The sequence below is a fragment of the Massilia sp. Root335 genome (genome assembly GCF_001425685.1).
GTDB lineage: Bacteria > Pseudomonadota > Gammaproteobacteria > Burkholderiales > Burkholderiaceae_D > Telluria > Telluria luteola.
The window spans coordinates 1-19,585 of record NZ_LMCY01000069.1; the positions used below are offsets into that span (position 1 = coordinate 1).

The 19,585-nt window shown below is 66.1% G+C and carries 25 protein-coding genes; 13 read left to right on the top strand and 12 right to left on the bottom strand.

The window, feature by feature from the left end:
* Positions 1-149: 149 nt before the first annotated feature.
* The 6 genes from ASC93_RS28400 to ASC93_RS28425 form a co-directional block, all read right to left on the bottom strand.
* Entirely contained in the window at positions 150-710 is a 561-nt protein-coding gene (locus ASC93_RS28400) for a DUF3617 domain-containing protein (RefSeq protein ID WP_162251959.1), read from the bottom strand.
* A 30-nt stretch (positions 711-740) separates the two neighbouring features.
* Entirely contained in the window at positions 741-1,337 is a 597-nt protein-coding gene (locus tag ASC93_RS28405; protein WP_056450703.1) for an NUDIX domain-containing protein, read from the bottom strand.
* A 76-nt stretch (positions 1,338-1,413) separates the two neighbouring features.
* Complete coding sequence (locus ASC93_RS28410; RefSeq protein WP_200958422.1) at positions 1,414-2,085, bottom strand: OmpA family protein; 672 nt, start codon at positions 2,083-2,085, stop codon at positions 1,414-1,416.
* A 133-nt stretch (positions 2,086-2,218) separates the two neighbouring features.
* Positions 2,219-2,365 carry a lmo0937 family membrane protein gene (locus ASC93_RS31235; RefSeq protein WP_157202169.1) on the bottom strand — a complete coding sequence of 49 codons (147 nt, stop codon included), beginning with the start codon at positions 2,363-2,365 and terminating at the stop codon, positions 2,219-2,221.
* Between the two features lie 98 nt (positions 2,366-2,463).
* A complete protein-coding gene (locus tag ASC93_RS28420) occupies positions 2,464-2,694 on the bottom strand; it encodes a hypothetical protein (RefSeq protein WP_056450713.1) in 231 nt (76 codons plus the stop codon).
* A 232-nt stretch (positions 2,695-2,926) separates the two neighbouring features.
* On the bottom strand, positions 2,927-3,733 hold the full coding sequence (locus ASC93_RS28425) for a glycine zipper 2TM domain-containing protein (RefSeq protein ID WP_056450715.1): 807 nt from the start codon (positions 3,731-3,733) through the stop codon (positions 2,927-2,929).
* Positions 3,734-3,974: 241 nt separating this feature from the next.
* Here ASC93_RS28425 and ASC93_RS28430 point away from each other — a divergent pair, with 241 nt between their 5' ends.
* A complete protein-coding gene (locus tag ASC93_RS28430; RefSeq protein WP_056450965.1) occupies positions 3,975-4,706 on the top strand; it encodes a Crp/Fnr family transcriptional regulator in 732 nt (243 codons plus the stop codon).
* Positions 4,707-5,048: 342 nt separating this feature from the next.
* Here ASC93_RS28430 and ASC93_RS28440 read toward each other — a convergent pair whose 3' ends face one another.
* The 3 genes from ASC93_RS28440 to ASC93_RS28450 all read right to left on the bottom strand — a co-directional run bounded on the left by ASC93_RS28440 (position 5,049) and on the right by ASC93_RS28450 (position 7,821).
* Positions 5,049-5,270: a glycine zipper 2TM domain-containing protein gene (locus tag ASC93_RS28440; RefSeq protein WP_056450720.1), complete on the bottom strand. Its 222-nt coding sequence runs from the start codon at positions 5,268-5,270 to the stop codon at positions 5,049-5,051.
* Between the two features lie 50 nt (positions 5,271-5,320).
* Complete coding sequence (locus ASC93_RS28445) at positions 5,321-5,650, bottom strand: BON domain-containing protein (RefSeq protein WP_056450726.1); 330 nt, start codon at positions 5,648-5,650, stop codon at positions 5,321-5,323.
* 119 nt (positions 5,651-5,769) lie between these two features.
* Positions 5,770-7,821 carry an AsmA family protein gene (locus tag ASC93_RS28450; RefSeq protein ID WP_229412911.1) on the bottom strand — a complete coding sequence of 684 codons (2,052 nt, stop codon included), beginning with the start codon at positions 7,819-7,821 and terminating at the stop codon, positions 5,770-5,772.
* Between the two features lie 194 nt (positions 7,822-8,015).
* On the opposite strand from ASC93_RS28450, the gene ASC93_RS28455 reads away from it, so the two are divergent.
* The 6 genes from ASC93_RS28455 (at position 8,016) to ASC93_RS28480 (ending at position 11,149) form a co-directional block, all read left to right on the top strand.
* Complete coding sequence (locus ASC93_RS28455) at positions 8,016-8,408, top strand: DUF4398 domain-containing protein (RefSeq protein WP_056450732.1); 393 nt, start codon at positions 8,016-8,018, stop codon at positions 8,406-8,408.
* 77 nt (positions 8,409-8,485) lie between these two features.
* Positions 8,486-9,409 carry an OmpA family protein gene (locus tag ASC93_RS28460; RefSeq protein WP_056450735.1) on the top strand — a complete coding sequence of 308 codons (924 nt, stop codon included), beginning with the start codon at positions 8,486-8,488 and terminating at the stop codon, positions 9,407-9,409.
* A 37-nt stretch (positions 9,410-9,446) separates the two neighbouring features.
* Positions 9,447-9,983, top strand: a complete 537-nt coding sequence (locus ASC93_RS28465) for a bacterioferritin (RefSeq protein WP_056450739.1) — start codon at positions 9,447-9,449, stop codon at positions 9,981-9,983.
* Positions 9,984-10,094: 111 nt separating this feature from the next.
* On the top strand, positions 10,095-10,361 hold the full coding sequence (locus ASC93_RS28470; RefSeq protein WP_056450972.1) for a YqjD family protein: 267 nt from the start codon (positions 10,095-10,097) through the stop codon (positions 10,359-10,361).
* 18 nt (positions 10,362-10,379) lie between these two features.
* Positions 10,380-10,766 (top strand): phage holin family protein, encoded by a 387-nt coding sequence (locus ASC93_RS28475; RefSeq protein ID WP_056450742.1) that lies wholly within the window; start codon positions 10,380-10,382, stop codon positions 10,764-10,766.
* Positions 10,767-10,783: 17 nt separating this feature from the next.
* Positions 10,784-11,149, top strand: coding sequence for a hypothetical protein (locus ASC93_RS28480; protein WP_056450745.1), 366 nt, complete (start codon positions 10,784-10,786; stop codon positions 11,147-11,149).
* 201 nt (positions 11,150-11,350) lie between these two features.
* Here ASC93_RS28480 and ASC93_RS28485 read toward each other — a convergent pair whose 3' ends face one another.
* The gene (locus ASC93_RS28485) at positions 11,351-11,815 is read right to left on the bottom strand and encodes a glycine zipper 2TM domain-containing protein (protein WP_056450748.1); all 465 of its coding nucleotides are present in this window, start codon (positions 11,813-11,815) and stop codon (positions 11,351-11,353) included.
* Positions 11,816-12,013: 198 nt separating this feature from the next.
* On the opposite strand from ASC93_RS28485, the gene ASC93_RS28490 reads away from it, so the two are divergent.
* The 3 genes from ASC93_RS28490 (at position 12,014) to ASC93_RS28500 (ending at position 14,344) form a co-directional block, all read left to right on the top strand.
* Positions 12,014-12,562 carry a hypothetical protein gene (locus ASC93_RS28490; RefSeq protein WP_056450751.1) on the top strand — a complete coding sequence of 183 codons (549 nt, stop codon included), beginning with the start codon at positions 12,014-12,016 and terminating at the stop codon, positions 12,560-12,562.
* 65 nt (positions 12,563-12,627) lie between these two features.
* A complete protein-coding gene (locus ASC93_RS28495) occupies positions 12,628-12,942 on the top strand; it encodes a BON domain-containing protein (protein ID WP_056450754.1) in 315 nt (104 codons plus the stop codon).
* 127 nt (positions 12,943-13,069) lie between these two features.
* On the top strand, positions 13,070-14,344 hold the full coding sequence (locus tag ASC93_RS28500) for an AI-2E family transporter (RefSeq protein ID WP_082548412.1): 1,275 nt from the start codon (positions 13,070-13,072) through the stop codon (positions 14,342-14,344).
* Positions 14,345-14,394: 50 nt separating this feature from the next.
* Here the strand turns inward: ASC93_RS28500 and ASC93_RS28505 are convergent, their stop codons facing one another.
* Positions 14,395-15,327 carry a YihY/virulence factor BrkB family protein gene (locus ASC93_RS28505; RefSeq protein WP_056450756.1) on the bottom strand — a complete coding sequence of 311 codons (933 nt, stop codon included), beginning with the start codon at positions 15,325-15,327 and terminating at the stop codon, positions 14,395-14,397.
* 124 nt (positions 15,328-15,451) lie between these two features.
* Positions 15,452-16,501, bottom strand: a complete 1,050-nt coding sequence (locus ASC93_RS28510; protein ID WP_056450759.1) for an OmpA family protein — start codon at positions 16,499-16,501, stop codon at positions 15,452-15,454.
* Between the two features lie 576 nt (positions 16,502-17,077).
* Here ASC93_RS28510 and ASC93_RS28515 point away from each other — a divergent pair.
* From ASC93_RS28515 to ASC93_RS28525, 3 genes are all read left to right on the top strand, one after another.
* A complete protein-coding gene (locus ASC93_RS28515) occupies positions 17,078-17,692 on the top strand; it encodes a winged helix-turn-helix domain-containing protein (protein ID WP_056450762.1) in 615 nt (204 codons plus the stop codon).
* A gap of 168 nt (positions 17,693-17,860) precedes the next feature.
* Positions 17,861-18,622 (top strand): glutathione peroxidase, encoded by a 762-nt coding sequence (locus ASC93_RS28520; protein WP_056450765.1) that lies wholly within the window; start codon positions 17,861-17,863, stop codon positions 18,620-18,622.
* A gap of 21 nt (positions 18,623-18,643) precedes the next feature.
* Positions 18,644-19,510, top strand: coding sequence for a zinc-dependent peptidase (locus tag ASC93_RS28525; protein ID WP_056450768.1), 867 nt, complete (start codon positions 18,644-18,646; stop codon positions 19,508-19,510).
* Positions 19,511-19,585: the final 75 nt, after the last annotated feature.

The window sequence follows — 19,585 nt, forward strand, 5'->3', positions numbered from 1 at the left end:
GCGATCGTTGCTGAACTTGCCGCTTAACTTAACGGCATTAGGGTCAGAGCCCGGTTTTGGGCAAGTTGTCTGGGGCAAAACCAACGCGGCGCGTCGACAATAAAAAGCCAGGCACGCGGCCTGGCCGGACGTCCCGCCGGGGTTTGCCGCTATTTTGCCCGCGGGACGGCGATCGGACGGACGTTGCCGCAGTCGGCCGCCAGCCATTTGGCGGTCACGTCCATGTCGACGACCTGGTTGCGCCCCTGTTCGTCGCTCCTGATCTTCATGCGGGCGCGGTAGCGCGTGTCGCCGTCCGACGTGACGTCGCCTTCGCCGCTCACGCGCGGCTTCGTGCAGGTAAAGGCGATGTGGCCGCGGGTGGCCGACTGCTGGGTGAACGTCTGCTTGCAGTCGCCCTGCTGGACGGGAAATTCCTTGCGCTCGGCCATGTCGCGCGTCATGCACAGCTGCGTCTGCAGTGCGCCACCCGCGCCGATGTCGAGCTGCACGCCGTTCTGCTGCATCATCTGCTGCATCTGCCGGCGCTGCTCGGGCGACATGCTGGCCATCTGCTGCTGCACGGCGGCCATCGCTTGCGCCACCGCCGGATCGCTCGACGTGACCTGGTTCGACAGCGACCACAGGCCCGGCTTCATGGTCTGGGCGCCGGCGGGGAGCGCCGCGCAGGCGCAGGCCAGCAGGAGGGTGAGGGCAATGTTTTTGTTCATCGTCATGGGTTCCTTGTCATCGATGCGCGATCACGACGCTTCGCCGTGCCGCCCCAGCACCTTGCGCTCCAGGTACATCAGCAGCAGCACCGTCTTGGCGTCGACGATGTCGCCCGTTTCGACCATGGCGAGCGCGTCGTCGAAATCCAGTTCCACGACCTCGATGTCCTCGCCTTCCTCGGCATTGCCGCCGCCGCCGTCGCGGCGCCGCTCGCGCTCGTACTCGGCGACGAACAGGTGGACGCGTTCCGTGGTCGAGGCCGGACTGGCATACAGCTGCAGCGCCGGTTGCACGCGCTCGATGTCGTAGCCGGTTTCCTCGCGCACCTCGGCCAGCGCGCGCGTGGCTGGGTCGGCGCCATCCAGCATGCCGGCCGCCGCTTCGAGCAGGAAGCCATCGTGGCCGGCCAGCCGCGCGCCGACGCGGAACTGGCGCGTCAGCACGACCGAGCGATGGGTACGGTTGTACAGCAGCACGGCGGCGCCGTCCGCGCTGTCGTAGACCTCGCGCGATTGCACCTGCAGGTCGCCGTCATGGCGGCGCAACGCGTAGGTGACGTTTTTCAGGGGCAGATAATGGTCCGAGAGAATTTCCTCGCGGACGATGCGCACCGTGTCGCTGGACATGGCATCTCCTGTGGTTGGCCTTGCCGGAGGATACACCGTGCGTCGTGAGATCCGGCGCGCACCTGCGCCGGCGCGCTCAGCCTTGCTGGGCGGGTTCGCCGACGAAGATTTCGACGCGGCGGTTGCGCGCGCGGCCGGCCGGATCGTCGTTCGAGGCAACGGGCTCGCGGGCAGCGCGGCCTTCGACCGTGATGCGGGCCGGATTCACGCCGCGCGCCGTCAGGTAGTCGCGCGTGTGGGCGGCGCGGTCGAGCGACAGCGGCTGGTTGATCTGGTCGCCGCCCGTGTTGTCCGTGTGGCCGATGATGGTCACGTTGGTGGCCGGATTCTCGTTCAGGGTGGCGGCGAAGCGGTCGAGGATGGGGCGGAAATTCGGCTTGATGTCGGAGCGGTTCGTGTCGAACGAGATGTCGCTCGGGATCTCTAGCTTGAGGCGGTTGTCGGACGTCTGCGAGACCTGCACGCCGGTGCCGCGCGTGGCCTGTTCCATCGCCTGGCGCTGCTGTTCCATGTGGCGCGACCAGACGTTGCCGGCGACGGCGCCCGCCGCCGCGCCCAGGATCGCGCCGCGCGTGGCCCGGCCGGAACCGCCGCCGCCCGTCGTGGCGCCGAGGATCGCGCCGAGGCCGGCACCGATGCCGGCGCCGCTGGCGGTGCCGCGCTGGGTCTGGTTCATGTCGGCACAGCCGGTGGCGGCCACGGCGAGGGCGGTGGCGCACAGGGTCGAACGGATCAGGGTTGTTTTCATGGGGAGTCTCCTTCAAAAAAAAATATCCGTTTCGTGGTCGCACCCGCAGTAGCAGGCACGACCGCGAAACGGATCGGTCAGGACCGCACGTCGCTGCGGTTCGGCACGACGGTGCGTGCCTTCGTCGTGATGACTATATGCCTCGGCCACTGATCAGGCGCACCAGGATCATGATGACGGCGACGACCAGCAGGATATGGATGAAACCGCCGACGGTGTAGGAGGTTACCAGACCGACGAGCCACAGAATGATGAGAATGACGGCAATTGTATAGAGCATGATGATGTCCTCATGGTTGACGGCGGGAGGTTGACGGCTTGCTTGCCGTGTTTCCAGTATCGAACTATCGACCTCTGCGCTCCGTACGATGCCGTACATTACATCGCGCTTTTTTGCTCCTTGTGCAAGCCCGGGATCCAGCCCATGAAGCCCATCAGTCCCAGGAAGCCGATCAGGCAGGTCAGGAGGCCGCCCGTGATGAGGAAAAACACGTCCTGGGCCGCCAGGTCGGCCGTTGCGGCCTGCGGTGCCGGGCCCGCGCTGACCAGGCCGAAGCCCGTCAGGAGAAGTCCCCAGAGAATGATGCCGATCCATGCCACGCTGTTCATGTCACGTCCTTTCGCTTGAGTGTTCTCTGCCGTATGAAGCTGAGGTCGATTCTTATGTGCGCAGGCGAACTCATCCGTGCGCCAGCGCACATTGCGAAAAAGAAAACTTAGTGAGCGATCGTACAAGGTGCGATCCATGCGAGCCGGCACCCGTCTTCAACATAGCACGTCGGCCGTACAAAAACAAAACCGGGGCCGCAGCCCCGGTTCGTCGTGCACATGCTCCCCCCGTTCAGGCGGACCGCAGCGTGCCCTTGACGATGCGCACGCGGTCGCCCGTGCGCCACGGCGGCACGCTGTGCTGGTGGAAGGTGCGCAGGGTGCCGTCGTCCAGGCGGACCCGGATTTCGTAGCTGGAGTCGGCCTTCATGTTGCCTTCGACCTGGTTGCCGACGACGGCGCCGCCGACCGCGCCGGCGACGGTCGCCAGTTGCTGGCCGTGGCCGCCGCCCAGCTGGTGGCCGAGCAGGCCGCCGAGGATGGCGCCGCCGGCCGCGCCCACGCCGCTGCCCTGGGCGCGCGTCTTGATCAGTCGGATCGATTCGATGTTGCCGCAGTTGCCGCACCAGTTCTCGCGGGTGTCGGCTTGCGCCACGCGGGTCGGTTTATGCACGGTCCGCGGTTCCACCGGCGCGGCGGCGTAATCGGTGCCGGCGCCGGTCGCTCCCTGGCTGCCGCTGTCGCCGTAGGCCTGGGCGCCCGCCGGTGCCGGATAGGTGGACGGTGCCGGCGCAGCATAGCCCGGCGCAGCGACGCCCGGGGACGCCAGCGGTTGTGCCGCGAGCGGCGCGGCCGGTACGGTGGCGGGCGGCAAGGCATTGGGCACCGCGTAACCCGGCTGGCCCGGCTGTTGCAGGCCGGCCGACAGGGCGGCGCGGTCGGCGTCGTTCAACTGGCCGCGGTTGCCGCCGGTCGACGTCGGCAACCAGCCCATGATGGCGGCCGTGCCGATGGCGCAGAACAGGATGATCGCGATCGCGGCGGCGATCAGCAGGGGGTGTTGCCTGGCCCTTGCGGGCGGGGTGGGGTGCGTTTCCATGGCTATCCTTTCCGGTGTCTGTGGGGACGGTGTGGGGCCGCAAGCCCCTGAGTCCGGTACGTTTCCATTGTCCCTGGCAACAACACCCCGTTCCGTGCGTCACCGTACATACTTGCCATGGCGTGGCCGGTAGGCTGACTGAAAGTTGTTTGCAAATGTTTCCGGACGGTGTAAATACCGCTGTTTTGTTTTCGAACCTCAGCCACCGTGTGAACCGATGAAGTCCAACCGCGAGGGTCCGATGAACTCAGCCGCTCCACCCGTGGTCGCCGAGCACAATGCCAACCTGTTGCTGGCCGCGTTGCCGCCGCAGGAACTGGCCCGGATGCTGCCCGCGCTCGACCAGGTGAAGGTGGACGTCGGCGCGGTCCTGTGCGAGCCGGGCGACGTCATCCGGCACATCTATTTTCCGCACGACTGCCTGATCTCGCTGATGGCCGTGGCCGAGGGCCGCATGACGCTCGAGGTCGGTCTCGTCGGCCGCGAAGGCATGCTGGGCGCCACGGTGGCCCTCGGCCACGACACGACCCAGGTGCGCGCCGTGGTGCAGCGCGCGGGCAGCGCGAGCCGCATCGAGGCCGCCCGCCTGCGCGCCGAATTCGCCCGTAATCCGGTCCTGCAGCGCGTGCTGTACCGCTACACCGATTCGCTGCTGGCCCAGGCCATCCAGATCGCCGTGTGCAGCCGCTACCACGTGCTGGAAGCGCGGCTGGCGCGCTCGCTGCTCGTCACGCGCGACCGCCTGCAATCCGACAAATTCCACCTGACCCACGAATTCCTCGCCCACGCGCTGGGCGTGCGCCGCGTGGGCGTCACCAAGGCCGCCAGCGCGTTGCAGCAGCAGGGGCTCATCAACTACAGCCGCGGGAATATCGAGATCCTCGACCCGGAACGGCTGGCCGCGGCGGCGTGCACCTGCTACGAGATCGTGCGCGAAGCGGGGGCGGGCGTGGGGGCGCCGGTGCTGGCCTGAGTCCTTTTGTCGGCATCTCGGCATCTCGGCATCGTGGGCGGGGGCCGCCCACCCTACGGTAATGCGTCAGCCCGTATGTCGTGGGCGAGGGCCGTGCGCCCTACGGTTGCGCATCCCCGATACGTGCGCGATTTTGCAACCTCTCCACGCGGTGATAGATTGTGCCAGCCGGCACGCGCATGATTTTGTCACCCGCCCCGATCACCGCGTCAAACGTGCTCACCCCGTAGAGTGGGCACCCCGTGCCCACGAAGCAGGTCCGGTCCGCAAACGTGTCCAGCGGCGACGACGAAAAAAACGCCCCGGCTCGCGGGGCGTCCTTCACTGCCGCGTCACACGTGCTCAGTGCGTCGACTTGACCTGGTTGCCGATCACGCCGCCCACGGCCGCGCCGCCGACGGTGCCGACCGCGCTGCCGCCGGTCAGTGCGCCGCCGACCACTGCGCCGGCGCCGGCGCCGATGGCGGTGTTACGGTCCTGCGTCGACATGCCGGCGCAGCCGGACAGGCCCAGGGCCACGGTTGCCAGCGATGCGGTCACGATGATGTGCTTGATGGTTTTCATGATGATCTCCTTGAGGTGGGTTGCTTACGCTTCTTCACGGTTTCCAATGCTCACTTGAGGCGCAGCTCATTCCTGACCGATCTCACGCCCCTCACGGTGCGCGCGGCCGCGGCGGCCGCCGCCACGTCGTCTGCCGAGCTGACGAATCCGCTCAGCCTGACGACACCCTGGTCCGTGTCGACGTCGATCTCGTTTGCCTTCAGGCTGGCATCGCCGAGGAGGGCAGTCTTCACGCCGGCCGTGATGCGGGTGTCGTCGGTCTGCCGGACGGCCGCCGAGGGTGGCGCAGTCGCACATCCCGCGATCCCGCATAGTGCCAGGGCCGCCAGCAGTGCCGTTGCCGATGCTGCCGGGACCTTGCCAATACCGAAACGTTTCATTACGCCTGCGCTTCCTCGCGATGCCGGCCTGTGTTCGGGAACGACGCCGGCCTTACCATGACTCCAGCTTACATGTGCATCGCATAGCGCTCTGTACGACAAATAACACTGTGCCAGCCTCAACGCTTGGCGCTTTTGCCAGGCGGCGGTGCCACCGGCTTCGCACCGGCCTTCGCCAGCAGGGCGTTGCATGGGCTGTCCTTGCCCGGCCCCGTGTTGATCAGCGGAAGCAGGGCCGCGGCCGGTGCCGCGACGATCGCGAGCGCGGCTGCCGCGCCGCCCTTGAGCGCCAATACCTTCTTGTCGAGCGACAGGTCGGGATGCTTGAACGTGCCGCGCACGAAGAACGGCGTGCGCAAGGTGAACACGCGCAGCGCCTTCGTCTCCGGTTTGATGCGCAGGTTCAACTGCTCGGTCGACATATTGACCCAGCCATTGATGTCGACGATCGCGTCGTCCGTGTCGAGCACGAACGTGCGCGTGTTCGCCACGCCGTCCTTCACGCCGAGGTCGGCGGCGAGGCAGTTCAGCTTGACCTCCTTGTCGCCGAACAGTTTTGTGATGATGACGTTGCCGACGTTCAGGCCCGCTTCCTCGAGCAGGAGCTTGCTGACGACGCCCTGGCTGACGAGGCCCTTCACTTCGCCGTTGGCGTCGGCCAGCATCGCGCCGACGGAGTCCCCGGTCGCCGTGAGCTTCGCTTCGCCATAGATCGAGCCGACGGTCGCCTGCATCTTTTCGATCTGCGGGAACAATTCCTTGATGTGGATGTCGCGCGCCTTGACGTCGGCCGTGGCCTTGATCGGGTTGCCGGCGTCGCTGCCGTCGAGCTTGATGTTCGAGTTGACGTTGCCGCCGGCCATCGCGAAATCGAGGGGCTGCAGGGTCAGCACGCCGTCGTTCATCACGACGTGGCTCTGCAGCTTGCTGATCGGCAGGTCCTTGTCCTTGACGATGCGGTCGGCGGTGAAGCGCACGTCGGCATCCAGGACCTTCCAGCGCTCCGTATGGAATTTCTCGACGGGCAGGGCCTTGCCTTCCGGCTGCACGTCGGCGACGCCGCGCGCGCGCTTGCTCGCGTTGGAGTCGGCGCCGATCAGCGGGCCGAGGTCGGCGAAGCGCAGCTGGTGCGACACGACGTTGCCGGTCAGCTTGTTGCGCGGCTTGCCGGTCGCGAATTCGAGGCGGCCGGCGATGTCGGACTGGCCCACCTTGCCCTTGAACTTGTCGTAGACCCAGCGGCTCTTGTCCTTGCCCAGTTCGCCCGTCAGGTGGCCTTCCGTCGAGAACGCGGGCGTCTCCGGCAGCAGCACGCCCGTGAACGGATACAGCCGCGCCATCGACGGCGCCGCCAGCGTCAGGCGCAGGTCGATGCCGGCCAGGTGGGCGGGGCGCGTGACCGTCCCTTCGACCGCGATGCGGGTGTTGGCCGAGCGCACGTCGGCCTTGACGGGGAACGGCTCGTCCTGGTTGCGCAGCGACAGCACGGCGCCCGCCTTGCCGCCGCCGCCGACGGGCGCGCCGTTGTACTCGCCGCGCAGGGTCCAGGCGATGCCGTACGTGGGGTCGTTCGCGATCGTGTCGATGTCGGCCGTGACGTCGGCCTTGGTGACGGCGTCGACGACGTGCACGGTGCCCTTGTTCAGCACGACGCGCTCGAGGTCGAGCGTCCACTTCGATTTCTTTTGTTCGGGCTTGTACACCCAGTTGTAGTGCGTGGCGTCCGTGCGCAGCAGCTCGGCCTGCGGGCCGTCGAAGCGCAGCACCGGCACGTGGATCGTGTGGGTCAGCAGGCCGAACGGATCGAGCGAGAACGAGAACTGGCGCACGCTCGCCATGTCGCGCTGCGGCAGGCCGGCGGGGTTGCCCACGTGGACGTCGTCCGCATACAGGTGCGGCCACGGGATGTAATCGCGCCACGTGCGCTGGCCTTTCGGTATGCTGTCGGACGGACGCTCCCAATGCACGGCAAGGTTGCCGCGGATGGCGAACGGGCGCTCGATCGCGTCGCTGACCTTGTCGTCGAGCCAGGGTTTGATGCGGTTCCAGTCGAACGTGAGCAGGATGATGATGGCGATGACGGGGATCGCCACCAGCACGCCGACGATGCCGAGGGTGATCTTGACCGGACGCGACATGTGCGCGCCGGGCTTGGGCTGTTGGGCTGTCATGGCCTTCCTTTTATTTGTTCTGGTGGGATGGGTTGATCGGAGATTATCGCAAAGGTCAGTCCGTCAATGTGCGGTGCCGCACCGTAGCCCGGCCGCAGGAAGGCCAAGGGAGTGTCTATGTGCGCCAGCGAACCGATCTCGGCGGGCTGGAGGGTTATAACGTTACCAACACTATTCAAGAATGGAGTCGCAAGATGGATACGAAATCGATGAACCTGCTGATGCGGGTCGGCGCGGCCGCCGCGGTACTTTCGCTGGCCGCCTGCGCCAGTCCGGAAAAGACCCCGGCCACGGCTGCCGTCGCGGTTTCGCACAATGCGGTCGAGAACGCCGTGTCGGCCGGCGCGCCGGAGCTGGCGCCGGTCGAGATCAACGCCGCGCGCGACAAGATGATGCGCGCCAACCAGGCGCTCGCCGCCAAGGATTACAAGACGGCGCGCGAACTGGCGGTCCAGGCCCAGGCCGACGCCAAGCTGGCGCAGAGCAAGGCCAATTCGGCCAAGGCCACGGCCGCCGCCGATGCGCTCAACGAGGACCTGCGCGTGCTGCGCCAGGAAGTCGACCGCGCCAATTCCGACCAGCACTGATCAGGGCAGTACTGCAGCTTCATCCGACGACAAGAACCGCGCCGTGAAGGCGCGCCAGACCGCAGAAAGGAAGCATCATGACATTGAAATTCCTGAAGGCCATCGTACTTGCCGGCACCGTCGCGCTGGCCGCGTGCAGCACCGTACCGACCACGACGCCCACGCTGGATGAAGCGCGTGCCGACTTCGTTGCCGCCAACAACAATCCGCAGGTCGCGACGTACGCACCGATGGAATTCAAGCAGGCCGGCGAGGCGCTCGACCGCGCCAACCAGGCCGCCGCCCAGCGCGAGAGCCTCGACACGATCGACCGCCTGGCCTACGTCGCCAAGCAGCGCATCGCCACGGCCCAGGAAGTGGCGAAGTCCAAGGCCGCGGAGGCCGAGGTCGCCAACGCGAGCCGCCAGCGCGACCGCGTGCAGCTGGAAGCCCGCACCGCCGAGGCCGACCGCGCCAAGCGCGACGCGGCCGCCGCCCAGGCACAGGCCGCTGCTGCCCAGGCGCAGGCCCAGGATGCCCAGCAGCAGGCCGCCGCGGCCCAGCAGCAGGCGGCCCAGCAGGCCGACCGCGCGGCGCACCTGGAAGCCCTGCTCGCCGAACTGCATGCGCAGAAGACCGACCGCGGCATGGTCGTCACGATCGGCGACGTGCTGTTCGCCACCGACCGCGCGGAACTGAACGCGAACGGCATGGCGAACGTGCGCAAGCTGGCCGAGATCATGATGCAGAACCCCGACCGCACCGTCATGGTCGAAGGATTTACCGACAGCACCGGCAGCGCGGCCCATAACAAGGACCTGTCCGAGCGCCGCGCGGCGTCCGTGGCGCAGGCCCTGGCCAGCCTCGGCGTGCCGCGCGAACGCATCGGCATGCGCGGCTACGGCGAGGCCTTCCCGGTCGCGTCGAACGACACGGCATCCAACCGCCAGCTGAACCGCCGCGTGGAGATCGTGCTGTCGAACGAGGGCGCGACGATCCCGCCGCGAGCGGCGCAGCGCTGAAGCTTGAACCCACCACAGAAACGAGGATAGATTCATCATGGAACAGAACGCATCCAACCTGGCGCACGGCTTCGACATCGCGGAAATCCGCCGCGCGGCCGCCAATCTCGAGGACGGCGCCGTGACGGAAGGCTATGCGGCCGACCGCGAAGCCGTGATCGCGATGCTCAACGCCGCGCTCGCGACCGAGCTGCTGTGCGTGCTGCGCTACAAGCGCCATTACTTCACGGTCAGCGGTCCGAACACGGGCCACATCAAGGCCGAATTCCTCGAGCACGCGCAGCAGGAACAGGACCACGCCGACCGCATCGCCGAGCGCATCGTGCAGCTGAACGGCTCGCCGAATTTCAATCCGGCCACGCTGACCCAGCGCAGCCATGCGGAGTACGACGATTCGGACGACGTGCAGGCGATGATCCGCGCCGACCTGATCGCCGAGCGCGTGGCGATCGAATCGTACCGGCAGATGATCCAGGCCATCGGCGACAGCGATCCGACCACCAAGATCATGCTGACCGAGATCCTCGCCGTCGAGGAAGAGCACGCCGACGACATGCGCGACCTGCTGGCCTGAACTTTTTACCTACCCACCAATAACAAGGAGCACATCATGCTGGATACCATCAGCCGCGCCAACGGCAACGCATCGGCCGTCAACGGCGCCGCGAAAGACACCTCGGGCGACATGAAAGCGCTCGTCAAGGACGCCCAGTCGCTGCTGAGCGCCGCCGCCTCCCTCACGGGCAACAAGGCCGACGAACTGCGCGAGCGCGGCATGGAACTGCTGGACGAGGCGCTGGGCAAGGCCAGCAAATACCAGGGTCAAGCCATGGTCAAGGGCAAGGAACTGGCGCATACGGCCGATGTCTATGTGAAGGACAACCCATGGCGCACCGTGGCCGTGGCGGCCGGCGTCGGTCTGCTGCTGGGTGTCATTCTGGGCCGCAAATAATAACGGTCGGGGGCAGCCATGGATAACAACGAAACCGTCGTGCATAGCCCCGGCCTCATGGGTGGGATCACGGGCCTGGCCAGGAACCTGTTCGGCCTCGTGGTGTCGCGCGTGGAACTCGCCGCGCTCGAGCTGTCGGAAGTGCGCAATCACGTGATCGAACTCGTGGCCATCTTCGCGCTGGCCGCCCTCGCCACGTGGTTCGCGCTGGCCTACGGCACCGCCATGATCGTGGCCCTGGCCTGGGACGAAATGGGGTGGAAGATCCTGCTCGTCATGTTCGCCGTGTTCGCCGTGATCACCCTGATCCTCGTGATGAAGGGACTCTCGTTGCTCAAGCAGGGCAAGCTGGCGTTCCCGGAGACCATGAAGGAATTGCGCAACGACCGCGACATGCTGATGTAAGCAGAAAGGATCACGACATGGAAAAGACGATAGGCCATCACACCCAGGGCTCCCACGAGGAGCGCAAGCGGGCCCTGTTGCGCGACGGCGAGTTCTTCCGCACGGGCGTCGCCCACGCACGCGCGCAGATCAAGCACGCGGCCCGTCCCGAGGTGATGCTGCACTCGGCCATCGACCACGCGACCTGGGCGCTGCGTACCCGGGCCGACGCGCTGCTCAAGCCGACCGGCACGAGCATCTCGGTGATGGCGCCGTACGCCTTGACCGTGCTGGGCTTCATCCGCAAGCGCAAGCTCGGCAAGCCGGCGCTGGGCGTCGCCGTCATCCTGGGCGCGCTCGGTTGGTACTTGCAGCGCAAACGCGCGCAGCAAGTGGCATACTAGGGACAACGCGTCGACATCGACCCCGAGTCGTTGCCGATCACGAATATGGTGGGGCTTGAGCGGCGTCGCAATCATTGATTGGACGCCGTCTTTTTATGTGCGCCGTGGGTGTCGGAACACTGCGGAACACTTCGGATCGCGCGGCCACGAAAAAGCCGGCTCGCGCCGGCTGGACAGGATGGCTGCGCTGCCGGAAGACACTCAGTAACGATAGACGCGCCCGTCGACGATACGCACACGGTTGCCCACGCGCAGGTCGTACACATTGTCCTGGACGACGGTGCGGTATTCGCCATTGTCGAGGCGGACATTGACTGAGTACATCTGCTGGCCTTCCGGATTGCGATTCGCCTCCACGCGGTTGCCAATCGCCGCGCCCGCCACGCCGCCGGCCACGGTGGCCGCGGTACGGCCGCCGCCGCTGCCGACCTGGTTGCCCGCCAGCGCACCGACGAGGCCGCCGACGATCGCCCCGGCGCCGCTCGTGCGGGCTTCGCCGGTACTCACCTGGATCGATTCGATCGTGCCGTAGCCCGTCGAAGCCGTGTTGTCGTAGCCGCTGCGGTAGCCGTCATTGGCGTACGAGGGCTGGGACGACTGGCTGGCGCAGCCACCGAGGAGCGCACTGGCCGCGACGAGGGCGGCAAGGGTACGAGTAGCTTTCATGACTTATTCTCCTGGCAAAAAATGTAGGATCAGATTACGCAGTCATGTGTAACGGGTCTGTGCGATGACGCACCCACTTCCCGGCCATGGACCGACGCGTTTTCACCATCTCCTTTCCTGTGTTCGTCAGCGAACAGAAATCGTCGTTACGGCAGAGTAAAACGTTAACAGGACATCGAACAAGAGTGGAGATAAAAAATGCGCGCACCACACATGATCCTGTTGTTGGCGGCCGCCTTGATGTGGGCAGTTGGACATGTCCACGCGGCGACGCCGGAAGCCAAGCTGGCCTACCAGCAGGCACGCGACGCGGCGGCGGCCGACTACAAGACCGCACGCGCCCGTTGCGATGCCATCACGGGCAATCCGAAAGACGTCTGCGTGCTCGAGGCGAAAGCCGCGCGCGTGCATGCCGAGGAAGAAGCGCGGGCCCGGTACGAAGACACGTTGAAGGCATACACCCGGGCGCGCATGCGCATCGCCTCCGCGAACTACGACGCCGACAAGGCGCGCTGCGCCGGCCTCACGGGCAACCCGAAGGATGTCTGCCAGGAACAGGCCAAGGCCCGCCTCGTCGCGGCCCAGGCCGATGCCAAGGCCGACCAGAAGACGATCGAAGCGCGCAACCAGGCGCGCGACGACAAGGTGGCGGCCGCGTATCGCGTCGCCATGGAGAAATGCGACGCCTTCGCGGGCGCCGCCAAGGATCAATGCGTCTCGGCCGCGAAGGCCGAGTTCGGTAAATAAGCGGGCCATCCGCACCTCGCTCGTCAAGAGCACAACCAAGTACCACCACTAACAAGGAGTTCATCATGAACGTCAGCAAACGCATCGCCACCGCTCTGTTCACCGCCACCGTCGCGTTCACCGTCGTCGGCTGCTCGTCGACCCCGGCCCACGAAAGCACCGGCGAATACGTCGACGACGCCGCCATCACGGCGAAGGTCAAGGCCGCGATCTTCAACGAGCCGACCTTGAAGTCCACCGAGATCAACGTCGAGACCTACAAGGGCGACGTGCAGCTGTCGGGCTTCGTGGCCCAGCCGCAGGATGCGCAGAAGGCTGCCGACGTGGCGCGTGGCGTGAAGGGTGTGTCGTCGGTCAAGAACGACATCCGCGTAAAATAAAATCATCGGGACGGCCGGTCGACGGCCGGCCCGACGGTAGTTCGATCGCCGCACCATGCGGCATCCGCCAGGGCAGTGCGCTGGCCGGCGGATGCCCGGGATCGGCTGTTTTCTTCAGGCAGGTATCATGCAGCTCGCCCAATCCGGCCCCGCTACGTCCGGGGCATCCGACACCATCGTTCCGGTTGCCGTACCGGCTACCGACATGGAACAGGCGGCGCGTGAAGCCGGCCTCGTGAACGATGCCGGCGCGCCGACCGGCGACGAGCTCGGTGCCGTCCACGGCGAACTGCGCCTGCCTGTCCATGTGAATGCGCGCGGTCTCACGCTCGGCGTGATCGCGACCGTCGCCTTCGTCTTCGGCCTGCAGTGGGCCAAGAATTTCTTCGTGCCGCTCCTGCTCGGCATCTTCATCGCCTACACCCTGAGCCCCGTCGTGCGCTGGCTGGAACGCTGGCACATCAGGCGCGCCATCGGCGCCACCGCCGTCACCGCCCTGATCCTCGTCGGCATGGCCCTGACCGCGCAACGGGTGCAGGGCGAATTCCTGAACATCGTCGACGAACTGCCGACGCTGACGCACAAGGTCACGCGCATCCTCACGGACGGGTCGGACGGTCCGTCGACGATCCAGCAGGTGCAGGCCGCCGCGGCCGAGCTCGAGCAGGCCGCGGCCAATGCGGGCGGCGGCGCGAAACGGGCGGCGCCGCCGCGCCGCGCAGCGGCCGCCACGCCGACGCCGGGCGGCAGCAATTTCCGCGTCATGGACTGGCTGCTGGCCGGGTCCGTCGGACTCGCCAGCTTCATCTCGCAGGCCACGATGGTCGTGTTCCTCGTGTTCTTCTTGCTGCTCGCGGGCGACACGTTCAAGCGCAAGCTCGTCAAGCTGACGGGACCGTCGCTGACGCAGAAAAAGGTCACGGTGCACATCCTCGAAGACATCAACACGTCGATCCAGAACTATATGTTCATGCTGCTCGTCACGAACGTCCTGCTGGCCCTGCTGATGTGGGCGGCGTTGCGCGCCATCGGCCTGGAAAACGCGGGCGCGTGGGCGATCTTCGCCGGCGTGGCGCACATCATGCCTTACTTCGGCCCGCTGCTGATCACGTCGGTCACGGGCCTCGTCGCGTTTTTTCAGTTCGAATCGCTGCGCATGGTGATCCTCGTGGCCGGTGCGTCGCTGGCGCTCGCGACGCTTGTCGGCATGGTTGTCACGACCTGGATGACGGGCAAGATCGCGAAGATGAACCCGGCCGCCGTCTTCGTCAGCCTGCTGTTCTGGGGCTGGCTGTGGGGCATGTGGGGATTGCTGCTCGGCGTGCCCGTCGTCGTCGTGATCAAGGTCGTGGCCGAGCGTGTCGAGGGGATGGAAGTCATCGCCGAACTGCTCGGTGAATAGTGCGTGCGCGGCTCGGTTGCCGCGCACGCTGGCAGCGCGCCGCGCCCGGTTCAGCGGGCGGGCGACGGGTGCGATCCGGGCGCGGCGTCCGGCTTGCGCGCACCGGGGACGTCCTTGTCGCGCAGGCTGCCCATCTGCAGGGCGTACTGGCGGGCGAATTCCGCACCCAGGAAAAAGATCTGCGCCGAGTAATACACCCACAGCAGCAATGCGATCAGCGAACCGGCCGCGCCGAAGCTGCTCGTCGTCCCGCTGTTGCCGATGTACAGGCCGATCGCGAATTTACCCAGCGTGAACATGATGGCGGTGCCGAGGGCGCCAATGGTCACGTCATGCCAGGACAGTTTCACGCGCGGCAGCAGCTTGTAGATCGCGCCGAACATCACGGCGATGACGAGAAAGCTGAAGGCCCACGCCACCCAGCCGAGCACGATCGTGGCCGAATGCCACATGCCGCCCAGGTATTTTTCGAGCAGGGTCAGCGCGGCCGACACGACGAGCGTGAACATCAGCAGCAGGCCCAGCGTGAGGATCAGGCCGAACGACAGCAGGCGGGTACGCACGGTATCCCACCAGGTCGCGTCCTGCGGCGGCGGGACGTCCCAGATTTCGTCGAGACTGTCCTTGAGTTCGGCGAATGCGCTCGTCGCGCCGACGAGCAGCAGGCCGGTGGCGATTATCGTCGCCAGCTTGCCGCTTTCCTTGTTGCGGGCGCCGGCCAGGATCGCCTGGATGGTTTCCGCGCCCTGCTTGCCGACGAGGCCGCGCAGCTCGTCCAGCAACTGGCCCTGGGCGGCGTCGGTGCCGTAGAAAAAGCCGGCGATCGCGATGACGAGCACGAGGATGGGCGCCAGCGAGAACAACGTGTAGAAGGCGAGGGCGGCGCCTTTGCTCGACGCCCGGTGGCCCAGCCATTCGGTCACGGCGCAGCGCATCACGTGGACGACCTGGCGGGAGAAGGGAATCCAGTTTTGTACTGCCATCAGGTAACCTCCAAAAAGACGAACGCGCCCGAAAGGCGCGTTCAAGGGCCTACGCCCGGTATCGCTCAGGCGCGGCCGGCGTACCGCTGCCGGCTGCGCGCAGGGCGCGCCCTGCATGGTCGCATTACTGCACGCGGCGCTCGATGGTGATCGGCTCCACTTCCACGCGGCGGTTCGGTGCCAGGCACTCGATCAGGTCCTTGCGCTTCTTCTGGTGGCAGTCGGTCACGACAGGGTTCTGCTCGCCCTTGCCGTAGGCCTTCAGGCGGTTGCCGTCGACGCCCTTGCCGATCAGGTACTCGCGCACGGCGTTGGCACGGCGCTCCGACAGCTTCTGGTTGTACTTGGTCGAACCCAGGCGGTCGGTGTAGCCCGTGATGTCGACGTCGGTGATCGACGGATCGGCCTGCAGCGCGGCGGCGATGTCATCCAGCTTCGGCTGCGGCATGTTCAGGGTCGCCTTGTCGAAGCCGAACAGCTCGCTGGCCGACAGGGTCACCTTCTCGAAACGGGCCGGCGGCGGTGGCGGCGGCGCGGCCGGTGCCGGCGGCGGGGTCTCGACGACCGGCGCCGGCGCAGGTGCCGGTGCCGGGGCAGGTGCCGGACGCGGCGGCGGATTGAAGGCGTAGTTCAGGCTGACGGTCGCGTACTTGGTGTTGGCGCGCGAGAAGCCGAACTTGTCGTCGTCGCGCAGGTGGGCGCGCACGTCGCGCAGGTCGGCCTGCAGGGACCACTGGTCGTTCATGCTGACCTGGAAGCCGAAGCCGGCCTGGTAGTAGGGAGACCAGCCGGACGCATTACGGATCGGATTGCTCTCGTGGTCGCGTTCGCCGCCCACGCCGACCAGCAGGTACGGACGGAAGGTCTTGCGCGACAGCATCAGCAGGGCATCGACGCCGACGAGGGTCTGGCGGTAGTTGTAACCGTTGTCGTCGACGCGCGCCTGGGTGGCGCCGAACTGGATATCCCACAGCGGATGCACGGCCTTGCCGAATTTCAAGCCGCCGCCCCAGTCCTTCTTGGAGGTCAGGAAATCATGGTCGGGCTTGATGCCGACCACCGTCGGGGCGATGTACCACGATGGATTGATGACCTCGGTGGTGTCCTGGGCCAGGGCCGTTCCGGCTGAGCACAGGATGGCGGCCGCCAGAGCGATCTTCTTCGTATTATTCACAGGTAACTCCCATAAGTTGTAAAGGTACTTGACATCGCATGCCTTGCAGAGATGTTGATGCCAAGCATACAAGTCGGCCGTTTTTCAGGTCAGTGCGCTAGCGCACCTAACGCCCGGTTGCTGTGGCGATTTTACAACGTAGTCAACTATGCCATGGTTGCCGGTTGTTTCAGGATGTTACGAACTGCGCGGTAATTCCTGCCTATTGCGCCCAACGTCGCCCTTTCTGCGATGTAGCTTCCTTTCATTACAGCTTCGTCATCATCCGCTTGGCGAGGTCGCGCGTTCGTCACGCGATGACTGATCAATACCGCTTTCGATTTCAGGCTGCGCTGCATGGTTCCCGTTGAGCCCCGCCAATTTGGCGCTCGTCAATGCGTGCGCGGATTTCTCTTGCCTTGAGGGATAAATAACTTTCAGAAATTTTTAGAAATGTTGGATGGCGCACAGACCATGCGTGATGAGGCAGGCAATCTTGTATCCAGTTAAGCGGAACCGGCGTGTTGACGAGTGGTCATACAGATACGGCGGTCCGGGCCATACCAGAACACAGTCCTTTTCACGGAGTAGACCAATATGCATGCAGCGACTCACCACAATGCGGTACAAGGCGATCTCAACGCGGTGCACACTTCCAGCAACTCTGCACTGATCGAACGCGTTCCACCGCAACCGACCGAGCGCGCACCGATTTCGCTCGCGCCGATCGAGCGGGTGCGGTCGACGTCGGCCACCCAGCGCCGGATCGAGAACATGCAGAAGCTGATTGGCGAGCTGCAAACCCATGAGATGCTGGCCGACGAAATCGCCTGGTTCCTCAAATTCTCGCCGTCGGGCGCCCGCAAATACATCCGCGACCTGCGCGAAGCCGGCGTCATCGAACTGGCCCGCTACATCGAAGGCACCGCCACCTACCTGGGCAAGGCCGTGTACCGCATTTCGCCGGACCCGGATCGCGTCAAGGCCTTCCTGGGCGCCATCTGCCAGCCCAAGCGCGAAGGCGTCGCCCCGCGCAAGGAGCGTCCGGGCCTGCGCGAGCAGAGCATGGCCGGCACCGGCCGCCACTTCCACATCCTTGCCGACGACACCCATTACGCGATCCGCGTCAACCGCAGCCCGGTGACCCGCGATCCGCTCGTCGCCGCACTGTTCGGCCCGCCGCCGAGCCAGGTCGGCAAAGAGCGCGCCTGAGCGCCCGGAATCTGCCCCGCGGCCGCAGGAAGCGGCCACGGTCGACGCGCCACCCCGCCGACAGGCCGGGTGGCGCTGTTTTTTTCCAGATTTGCAATTGAAAAGGCGACAAGCGCGCTCATATGCCGGATGCGGCACCCTGACCGCTTACCCCATCAAGGAGAATCCATGCTGCCGAGTGCCGAAGCCCTGGAAGGAAAACCGGTTCCCCGTGTCACGTTCAAGGCGCGCCCGAACGATCAATGGCGCGATGTGACGACCGATGAGCTGTTCAAAGGCAAGACCGTCGTCGTGTTCGCCCTGCCGGGCGCGTTCACGCCAACCTGTTCCTCGGCGCATCTGCCGCGCTACAACGAACTGGCGCCCGCATTCCGCGAGAACGGCGTCGACGACATCGTCTGCATGGCCGTCAACGATGCGTTCGTCCTGCAGTCCTGGCAGGCCGGCCAGGAAGCGGGCAATATCACGATGATCCCCGACGGTAATGGCGATTTCACGGAAGGCATGGGCCTGCTCGTCGACAAGCGCGACCTCGGCTTCGGCAAGCGGTCGTGGCGCTACTCGATGCTCGTCAAGGACGGCATCATCGCCAAGATGTTCATCGAGCCGGACAAGGAAGGCGATCCGTTCGAAGTGTCGGATGCCGACACCATGCTGCGCTACATTAATCCGGATGCGGCCCCGCGCGAGCCCGTCGTGATGTTCTCCAAGCCGGGTTGCCCGTTCTGCGCGCGCGCCAAGGCCGTGCTCAAGGCGAACGGCATCGTCTTCACGGATATCCCGCAGGATGCGAAGATCACGACCAGCGTGCTGCGTGCCGTCTCCGGCGGCACCACGTGGCCGCAGGTCTTCATCGGCGGCAAGCTGATCGGTGACGCCGAGGCGGTCGCGGCGCATTTCGCGCGCCAGGCGCCGGCCGAGGTCAATTAATACCGGCATCGGGAGATTGCGATGGAAGCCGCTTTCGTCTGCGCCGCGCTGGCGCTCGCCGTGCTGCTGGCCTGGCTCGTGCCGCGCTGGCGCCTGCGCCGCGTGCTCGGGCGGCCGCTGACCGCCTTTCAGCTCGGCGTCATCGAACGCAACGTCGCGCAATACCGGGGCATGTCCACCGAACTGCGCGCGCAGCTGCAAGGCCTCGTCAAGCAGTTCCTGCACCACAAGACGTTCGTCGGCTGCGCCGGCCTCGAGGTGACGGAAGAGATGCGCGTGACCATCGCCGCGCAGGCCTGCCTCCTGCTGCTCAATCGCCCGAGCCGCGTGTATCCCGGCCTTCATGCCGTGCTCGTCTATCCCGGTGCCTTCCTCGTGCCGCGCCGCGAGCAGGACGCGGCGGGCGTCGTCACGGAAACGCGCCAGGACCTGCTGGGCGAATCGTGGGGCGACGGTCGCGTCGTGCTGTCCTGGGAGCACGTGCGCCGCGCGGGCCTGCCGGCCGAAGGCACGCACAACGTCGTGCTGCACGAATTCGCGCACCAGCTCGACAGCGAATCGGGCAGCAACAACGGCGCGCCCTTCCTCGGCAGTCCGGAACGCTATCGCAGCTGGTCGGAAACGCTGTCGCGCGATTTCGCCCTGCTGCGGCGCGATGCGTACTGGGGCCAGCGCGACGTGCTCGATCCATACGGCGCCACGAACCCGGCCGAGTTCTTTGCGGTGGCCACGGAAAGTTTCTTCGAGCAACCGCACGAGCTGGCCGCGCGCCATCCCGGCCTGTACGCGGAGTTCGAGGCGTATTACCGCGTGGACCCGCGCGCCTGGTTTGCCGCGCCGGCGCCGGAACCCGAGCATTACGGCGAAGTCTATGGCCAATGGCGCTAAGCCGCGCGCCAGCGTGCGCTCGCGTACAGAGAGCCAGCCCAGCGGGATGCATGATGCACTTACTTTCGACGCAGG

Bases quoted from the DNA above. Each gene is read 5' to 3' on its own strand.
- ASC93_RS28455 (WP_056450732.1), top strand. From the start codon at position 8,016: ATGGATACGAAATCGATGAACCTGCTGATGCGGGTCGGCGCGGCCGCC.
- ASC93_RS28500 (WP_082548412.1), top strand. From the start codon at position 13,070: ATGCAGCTCGCCCAATCCGGCCCCGCTACGTCCGGGGCATCCGACACC.
- ASC93_RS28525 (WP_056450768.1), top strand. From the start codon at position 18,644: ATGGAAGCCGCTTTCGTCTGCGCCGCGCTGGCGCTCGCCGTGCTGCTG.
- ASC93_RS31235 (WP_157202169.1), bottom strand. From the start codon at position 2,365: ATGCTCTATACAATTGCCGTCATTCTCATCATTCTGTGGCTCGTCGGT.
- ASC93_RS28400 (WP_162251959.1), bottom strand. From the start codon at position 710: ATGAACAAAAACATTGCCCTCACCCTCCTGCTGGCCTGCGCCTGCGCG.
- ASC93_RS28515 (WP_056450762.1), top strand. From the start codon at position 17,078: ATGCATGCAGCGACTCACCACAATGCGGTACAAGGCGATCTCAACGCG.
- ASC93_RS28460 (WP_056450735.1), top strand. From the start codon at position 8,486: ATGACATTGAAATTCCTGAAGGCCATCGTACTTGCCGGCACCGTCGCG.
- ASC93_RS28465 (WP_056450739.1), top strand. From the start codon at position 9,447: ATGGAACAGAACGCATCCAACCTGGCGCACGGCTTCGACATCGCGGAA.
- ASC93_RS28485 (WP_056450748.1), bottom strand. From the start codon at position 11,815: ATGAAAGCTACTCGTACCCTTGCCGCCCTCGTCGCGGCCAGTGCGCTC.
- ASC93_RS28440 (WP_056450720.1), bottom strand. From the start codon at position 5,270: ATGAAAACCATCAAGCACATCATCGTGACCGCATCGCTGGCAACCGTG.
- ASC93_RS28495 (WP_056450754.1), top strand. From the start codon at position 12,628: ATGAACGTCAGCAAACGCATCGCCACCGCTCTGTTCACCGCCACCGTC.
- ASC93_RS28405 (WP_056450703.1), bottom strand. From the start codon at position 1,337: ATGTCCAGCGACACGGTGCGCATCGTCCGCGAGGAAATTCTCTCGGAC.
- ASC93_RS28470 (WP_056450972.1), top strand. From the start codon at position 10,095: ATGAAAGCGCTCGTCAAGGACGCCCAGTCGCTGCTGAGCGCCGCCGCC.
- ASC93_RS28450 (WP_229412911.1), bottom strand. From the start codon at position 7,821: ATGACAGCCCAACAGCCCAAGCCCGGCGCGCACATGTCGCGTCCGGTC.
- ASC93_RS28505 (WP_056450756.1), bottom strand. From the start codon at position 15,327: ATGGCAGTACAAAACTGGATTCCCTTCTCCCGCCAGGTCGTCCACGTG.
- ASC93_RS28420 (WP_056450713.1), bottom strand. From the start codon at position 2,694: ATGAACAGCGTGGCATGGATCGGCATCATTCTCTGGGGACTTCTCCTG.
- ASC93_RS28490 (WP_056450751.1), top strand. From the start codon at position 12,014: ATGCGCGCACCACACATGATCCTGTTGTTGGCGGCCGCCTTGATGTGG.
- ASC93_RS28480 (WP_056450745.1), top strand. From the start codon at position 10,784: ATGGAAAAGACGATAGGCCATCACACCCAGGGCTCCCACGAGGAGCGC.
- ASC93_RS28425 (WP_056450715.1), bottom strand. From the start codon at position 3,733: ATGGAAACGCACCCCACCCCGCCCGCAAGGGCCAGGCAACACCCCCTG.
- ASC93_RS28410 (WP_200958422.1), bottom strand. From the start codon at position 2,085: ATGAAAACAACCCTGATCCGTTCGACCCTGTGCGCCACCGCCCTCGCC.
- ASC93_RS28520 (WP_056450765.1), top strand. From the start codon at position 17,861: ATGCTGCCGAGTGCCGAAGCCCTGGAAGGAAAACCGGTTCCCCGTGTC.
- ASC93_RS28445 (WP_056450726.1), bottom strand. From the start codon at position 5,650: ATGAAACGTTTCGGTATTGGCAAGGTCCCGGCAGCATCGGCAACGGCA.
- ASC93_RS28475 (WP_056450742.1), top strand. From the start codon at position 10,380: ATGGATAACAACGAAACCGTCGTGCATAGCCCCGGCCTCATGGGTGGG.
- ASC93_RS28430 (WP_056450965.1), top strand. From the start codon at position 3,975: ATGAACTCAGCCGCTCCACCCGTGGTCGCCGAGCACAATGCCAACCTG.